General features: G+C 65.4%; 5 protein-coding genes. 3 read left to right on the top strand and 2 right to left on the bottom strand.

The genetic code is table 11. From position 1 onward, the window contains the following. The first annotated feature begins 364 nt into the window (after nt 1-364). From NKJ76_RS19765 to NKJ76_RS19755, 3 genes are read left to right on the top strand one after another with little or no spacing between them, the layout of a single operon-like run. Nucleotides 365-859 (top strand): (2Fe-2S)-binding protein, encoded by a 495-nt coding sequence (locus NKJ76_RS19765; RefSeq protein ID WP_352538169.1) that lies wholly within the window; start codon nt 365-367, stop codon nt 857-859. Then, a complete protein-coding gene (locus tag NKJ76_RS19760) occupies nt 856-1,839 on the top strand; it encodes an FAD binding domain-containing protein (RefSeq protein WP_352538168.1) in 984 nt (327 codons plus the stop codon). The genes NKJ76_RS19765 and NKJ76_RS19760 overlap by 4 nt, the downstream gene beginning before the upstream one ends. After that, nucleotides 1,836-4,139, top strand: a complete 2,304-nt coding sequence (locus tag NKJ76_RS19755) for a xanthine dehydrogenase family protein molybdopterin-binding subunit (protein ID WP_352538167.1) — start codon at nt 1,836-1,838, stop codon at nt 4,137-4,139. Before NKJ76_RS19760 ends, NKJ76_RS19755 begins: the two co-directional genes overlap by 4 nt. 341 nt (nt 4,140-4,480) lie before the next feature. Here NKJ76_RS19755 and NKJ76_RS19750 read toward each other — a convergent pair whose 3' ends face one another. Together NKJ76_RS19750 and NKJ76_RS19745 are read right to left on the bottom strand one after the other, a co-directional pair. Next, nucleotides 4,481-5,401 (bottom strand): transposase, encoded by a 921-nt coding sequence (locus NKJ76_RS19750; RefSeq protein ID WP_502902326.1) that lies wholly within the window; start codon nt 5,399-5,401, stop codon nt 4,481-4,483. A gap of 254 nt (nt 5,402-5,655) precedes the next feature. Continuing rightward, a complete protein-coding gene (locus tag NKJ76_RS19745) occupies nt 5,656-5,838 on the bottom strand; it encodes a zinc-binding dehydrogenase (RefSeq protein ID WP_352538166.1) in 183 nt (60 codons plus the stop codon). Nucleotides 5,839-6,260 lie beyond the last annotated feature (422 nt).

The following is a 6,260-nucleotide window of genomic DNA, read 5'->3' as shown; positions in this document are numbered from 1 at the left end:
TCATATAATCAGGGGAGCCGGTATGTCACGTGTTGAGATTGTGAAGACTGAAGCATCCCCTGCCCGCTGGAGAGTCGGGGCGGCAGAGCTGTCAATCTCCCCCCTCGTGGGGGAGATGTCCGGCAGGACAGAGGGGGGCCCTGTCCCGCCAGCCTATCGAGGCCTGACTGGCGCCTCCTCGGCCAAGATTCGTTTCGACGCATGTAAATCGGGAACGTCGCATTCCTTCGCGCCCCCCTCTGCCCTGCCGGACATCTCCCCCACAAGGGGGGAGATTAGGCGCACCGTCGCCTCTTCCCTTGTCCTCTCCCACTCGGACGCCATCTCAATCCCCTAGCGTCAAGCAACTGGAGCCAGACGCCTCATGACCGACCAAACCAAATCCACCACTATCCCAATCCGTCTCACCATCAACGGACACAGTCACGAACTGCAGGTCGAGCCGCGCGTCACGTTGCTCGACGCCTTACGCGACCGTCTTAACCTGACCGGCACCAAGAAGGGTTGCGACCAGGGCCAGTGCGGCGCCTGCACGGTGCATGTCGAGGGACAGCGCGTGCTGTCCTGCCTGACGCTTGCAGCTCAGGTCGAAGGCCGCGAGATCACCACCATCGAAGGATTGGCCGGCGACGGCGGCACGCTCAACGCGGTTCAGGCTGCTTTCCTCGACCAGGATGCTTTCCAGTGCGGTTACTGTACGCCCGGACAGATCATGTCGGCGGTGGCCTGCATCCGCGAGGGCCATGCCGGCTCGGATGACGAGATCCGCGAATACATGGCCGGCAATCTGTGCCGCTGCGGAGCCTATCCGCACATCGTTGCCGCCGTGCGCCAGGCGGCACTGGAGGTCGCGTCATGAGGGATTTTTCCTACGTTCGCGCCCATAGCATCGACGCCGCACGCCAAGCTGCCGCCCTGCCCGGCGCCATGCTGCTTGCCGGCGGCACGACGCTGGTCGATCTCGCCAAATGCGGCGTTGCCGAACCCGACAGCCTTGTCGACATCACCCATCTCAAAGGGCTCGACGCCATCAAGGTCGACGCTGACAGTGCCATGATCGGCGCGCTGGCCAAGATGAGCCACGTCGCCGACCATGCCGAAATCAAGAGCCGCTTTCCCGCGGTCTCCGAAGCGCTGTGGCAGGCGGCTTCCGCGCAACTGCGCAACATGGCGACCATCGGCGGCAATCTGATGCAGCGCACGCGCTGCCCCTATTTCCGCGATCCCGCGAATTTTTCCGCCTGCAACAAGCGCTCGGCCGGCAGCGGCTGCTCGGCGATCGGCGGCGTCACCCGCGGCCATGCCGTGCTCGGCACCAGCGACGCCTGCATCGCCATGTATCCCGGCGATCTCGCCACCGCGCTGGTCGCCTTCGACGCCGTGGTTCATCTTGGCGAACGCCAGGTTGCCGTCGACGACTTCTTTCTCCTGCCCGGCGCCACGCCCGACAGGGAACATGCCATCCAACCGGGCGAGATGATCACGGCCATCAGCATCCCGGCTTCAGCCGCCGCCCGGCGGTCGACCTATCTCAAGGTTCGCGACCGGCAGTCCTATGCGTTCGCGGCTGCAAGCGCCGCGGTCGGCATCGACTTCGAAGCCGATGGCCGCACCATTCGCGACCTGCGCGTCGCGCTGGGCGGCGTCGCGACGAAGCCGTGGCGGGCGCACGCCGTGGAAGCGGCGTTGAAGGGCAAGGTGCCCAGCGAAGACAGGGTGCGGGCCGCCAGCTTGCTCGCCGTGGAAGGCGCCGTCGACCACGGCGCCAACCACTACAAGATCGAACTGGCGCCGCGCGTCGTCGCCCGCGCGATCCTCAAGACGGGAGCCATGGCATGACCATTCACGACCCAAGAACTCGGCACGGCGACGCTTCGGACGGCACTGCCGATCAGGTCGGCGGGCGGCTGTCGCGCGTCGACGGCCCGGCCAAGATCACCGGCGCGGCAAAATACGCCGTCGAACAGCAGCTCGACGGGCTTGCCTATGGCGTGCTGGTGGAAAGCACTGTCGCCGCCGGCAAGGTACGTTCGATCGACACGTCAGCTGCCGAGGCGGCCCCTGGCGTGCTCAAGGTGCTGACGCCCGATACCATCATGAGCCTGCGGACCGCATCAGACTGGTTCGGCACGCCGCCGCCGGACAAACCCTACTGCCCGCTGGCGCGCGACATCACCTTTTCGGGCCAGCATGTCGCCGCGGTCATCGCGGAGACTTTCGAGCAGGCCGTCGCGGCAGCGGCGATGGTCAAGGTCAGCTATGACGAGACGCCGGCCATCGTAGACATCAGCGACGCCAAGGCCGGTGACGGCATTCCGATCGCCGCTATGACCAAGGAATGGGGCGATGCGCAGGCCGCTTTCGCCGCTGCCCCGGTGCGCGTCTGCGGCGCCTATAACACGCCGCGCGAATACCAGGCGCCGATGGAGCCGCATGGCCTCATCGCGCGCTGGGAGGGCGGCGACCGGCTGACCGTGTGGGAACCGAGCCAGTGGCTCGACGGTATGGCCCGCACCTATGCCGAATGGTTCGGCGTGCCGTTCGAAAATGTACGGCTGGTCTCGCCCTATATCGGTGGCGGCTTCGGCTCCAAGGCGCTGGCGCTCGGCCACGGCGCGGTAGCGGCTGCCGCAGCCAAGATGCTGGGACGGCCCGTGAGGGTGGTCATGACGCGGCCGCAGACTTTTACCGGCTATGGCGGCCGCGCCGCGACGCGCCAGACGGTGACGATCGGCGCCGACCGTGACGGAAAGATCCAGTCGATCGTGCATCGCGGCGTCAACGAAACATCCATAGACGGAATGTGGGTCGAGCCTTTGGGCGTGGTCACCTCGATCATGTATGCGACGCCCAACTTCTCCTCGAAGCAGAATGTCGTGCGGGTGAATTCGGTGGTGCCTGGCGCCATGCGCGCGCCGGGCGAAAACCCTAGCGCCTTCGGCATCGAAAGCGCCATTGACGAGCTCGCCTACGGGGTCGGCATCGATCCGCTGGAGATCCGGCTGAGGAATTACGCCGAGCAGGATCCGCACGCAAAAAAGGCCTGGTCGACGCGGCAGTTGCGCGAGGCTTTCGCGGCTGGCGCCGAACGCTTCGGCTGGGCCCAGCGCACGCCCAAACCGCGTTCGATGCGCGACGGCAACCAGCTGATCGGCTGGGGCGTCGCCGCCGGCACCTATCCCGTGCGGCGCGCTTACGGCGAGGCCATCGTGCGTATCCTTGCCAACGGCTCGGTCGAGGTCGAAAGCTCCTCGATCGACATGGGCCAGGGCACCTACACGATCCTGGCGCAGACAGCGGCCGAAACGGTAGGCGTGGCGGCCGACCATGTCGTGGTGAAGCTCGGTGATTCCCGGTATCCCCGCGCCGGCGTGGCCGGCGGGTCGCGGCTGGCCGGCGTGATGACGGGCGCGGTCTACAAGGCAGCGACATCGGCACTCGACCAGCTGGTTGGTCTGGCGATCAGCGATCCGCGCTCGCCCTTCCACGCGCTCCAGGCCAACACGCTGATCGTCGCCAACGGCCGCATCAGGTCGCCGCGCGGCGATGGACCCGATGTCTCGATTGCCGAGCTGCTGGCCAGCGTCGGCCGCGACCGCATCGAAGCCACCGGCGACACCATGCCGGCGAACTCGACCTCCGAGGATCGCTACAAGAACTACACCACCATCGCGGCGGCGCTGCCGCACACCGAGGGCGACTATTCGCGCCACTCCTGGTGCGCGCATTTCATCGAGGTGCGCGTCGACGAGGATTTCGGCACCGTGCGCGTGTCCCGCGTGGTGTCGGCGCTGGATTCCGGCCGGCTCTACAACCCGAAACTCGCGGAGAGCCAGTGGAAGGGCGGCATCATCATGGGCATCGGCCAGGCGCTGCTTGAAGAAGGCATTGTCGACCGCAGGCATGGCCGCATCGTCAACAACAATCTCGGCGACTATCTGGTGCCGACCAATGCCGACATCCCCGATATCGAGGTCATCTCGGTCGGCGTTCCCGACCTGCACTCTTCGGTGCTCGGCGGCAAGGGTGTCGGCGAACTGGCCATCGTCGGCGTAGCGCCGGCGATCGCCAATGCGGTGTTCCATGCGACGGGAAAAAGAGTGCGGGACTTGCCGATCACGCTGGAGAAGTTGATCTAGGAAGCGGCGTGCGTAATCTCCCCCCTCGAGGGGGAGATGTCGCCGAAGGCGACAGAGGGGGTCGCCTCTCGTAGAGCGCCAACCTCCTTCCGCCGCAGTAGGTCGAGCCCGGTCGGACCGACCCCCTCTGCCCTGCCGGGCATCTCCCCCTTGTGGGCATAGGCGCTAAGATAGCTTTGGCATGGACTGAAACTTGCGCTTTCGTGGTGGTTCGCGCCAGCGATATCGCAAGGCATGGAGATTTTGGCGCAGGGCCGCCAAGGAAGGTTGAGTAAAGATGGTCGCGATCAGAGAGGCGACGATCTGGCGGGTGGCGCGCCACAGTAGCGGGCGCCCGTCGCTCAAGGGGGAGAGACACCCAACTCCTGCGAGAGGGGTTCGGTCACAAGCGCGATGAGGAAGTGTGCAAGGATCCAAGGCCTTGTGATCCTTGGGTCTTTGGCGGGAGGAGAGCGCAGCCCGATCAGGCTCTTCAGGCGCTTGAAGGCGAGTTCGATGCGCCAGCGCATGCGGTAGAGCTTGAGGACCGTATCGGCGGGAAACTCCTCCCGGTCAAGCGAGGTCACAAGCAGGACGAAGCCGGCCGCAATCAGCGTCTGCGGTTGAACCTTGTTGCCCTTGGCCCTGGCTTCCTTGTTGATTTTGCGCCGCACTTCTTGTGCCGCAGCCTCGGATTTGCGCAAGGCGATCAGGCGCATCTTCACAGGCTCGCCCTTCTTGAGTGTCAGCCGGGCAGGCGTTTCGCAGACTTCCTCCCGGCAGTTCTCCAGGTAGCCGATGAGATCGAACGCCCTGCCGTTGGCGTCGAGCCATCGCGCGTTTTTCCACGACGCGCGCACAACAACATCGCCGCCTTGCGCCATCACCTTGGCGATCCGCTCGGCCTGCAGATAGGCGCGGTCACCGATGCGGATCTCGCCCGGCACCACCGGCACGCGGTCGATCAACTCGGCTTCGCTCTGGTCGGTGATCTCGAGGAAGTCGAACTGCTCGCGCTCAAGCTCGAAGGCGCAGTGCATGCGCCAAAGACCATTGTTCTTCTTCTCATACGCACCGGCCTTGGCAACCGCTGTCGCATCGAGGATGCGGATCAGCCGGCCTTTGGCCAAACCTGCATCCTCGCGCTTCAAAAGGTGCCCAATCAACTGCTGCAGCCATGGTCCTGCATTGCGCAGCCGGCCAAGCAACGCCACGTCCGAAATGTCGGCAATCCCGCTCGCCGCCGCCCAGGCCACGACGCCACCGCATGCCAACCTTGCCAAGGCAGTAAGCCAGTGTCAGGCGCAACAGGTCGCTCGCCGACCTGACGCCCCGCGGGCGCAGGAACGCCTTCGTCTCGCGGGCACTTGCTGCGATCAACTCTTCGCCGCCCAGAAGCTCAATCGTCTCGGCCCAGCCGTCATCAACAAGCGATTCGTGTGTCATCGCAGTGTAGAATCACACCCGATTCCGCAGGGCAATACCTATCTTAGCGCCTATGCCCTCAAGGGGGAGATTGGCAGCTCGCGCGCCTCGGCTACCAGTCGAGCTTGAACGCAAGCTTGCCGAAATGCTGCCCGCCTGCCGCCATGTGCGCGTAGGCTTCGGCCGCCTGCTCCTGGCTGAACACCTTGTCGACGACCGGGTCGATGCGGGCGGCGGCGATGGCGCGGACGGCGGCGCGAAGGTCAGATACCGACCCGGTGTTGTTGCCGACCACCTTCAGCGCCTTGATGATGATCGGCAGCAGGTCGACCGTGGCCTCGGCGCCGGTGACGAAACCGATGGTGAACAGCGCCCAGCAGGGGGAGGGGGACGTAGCGAAGCGAATATCGGTTAAGAGGGCGTCACCTCGTTCGCTTCGAACCGATGCGGATCGAAAAGCTGAGACGATGGCGTTCTGCGGAGCCTGGTCGAGATAACGCAGGCCAGGACTGCTGCCGGGTCGCCGGCGCGTCAGCCAAGAGCGAGCGGCGCACTTCGAGAGTGCATGCCGCCCGTCCGGCGCCGGGCCGTCAATGCTGTTGTTACGAAACCCCCCAGCCCCGTCTCAACCGCCACGGCCATGGCGTGACCCATGGCTTGCTATACGCATGCAGCACCGCGGTCTGTCAACGCCGCCCGCGATGGCCGCGGGGGGTC

It is taken from the genome of Mesorhizobium sp. M0029 (genome assembly GCF_040323735.1).
Classification (GTDB): Bacteria; Pseudomonadota; Alphaproteobacteria; order Rhizobiales; family Rhizobiaceae; genus Mesorhizobium.
The sequence above is the reverse complement of the archived record's forward strand: the minus strand, read 5'-3'. Positions and strand labels throughout refer to the sequence as shown.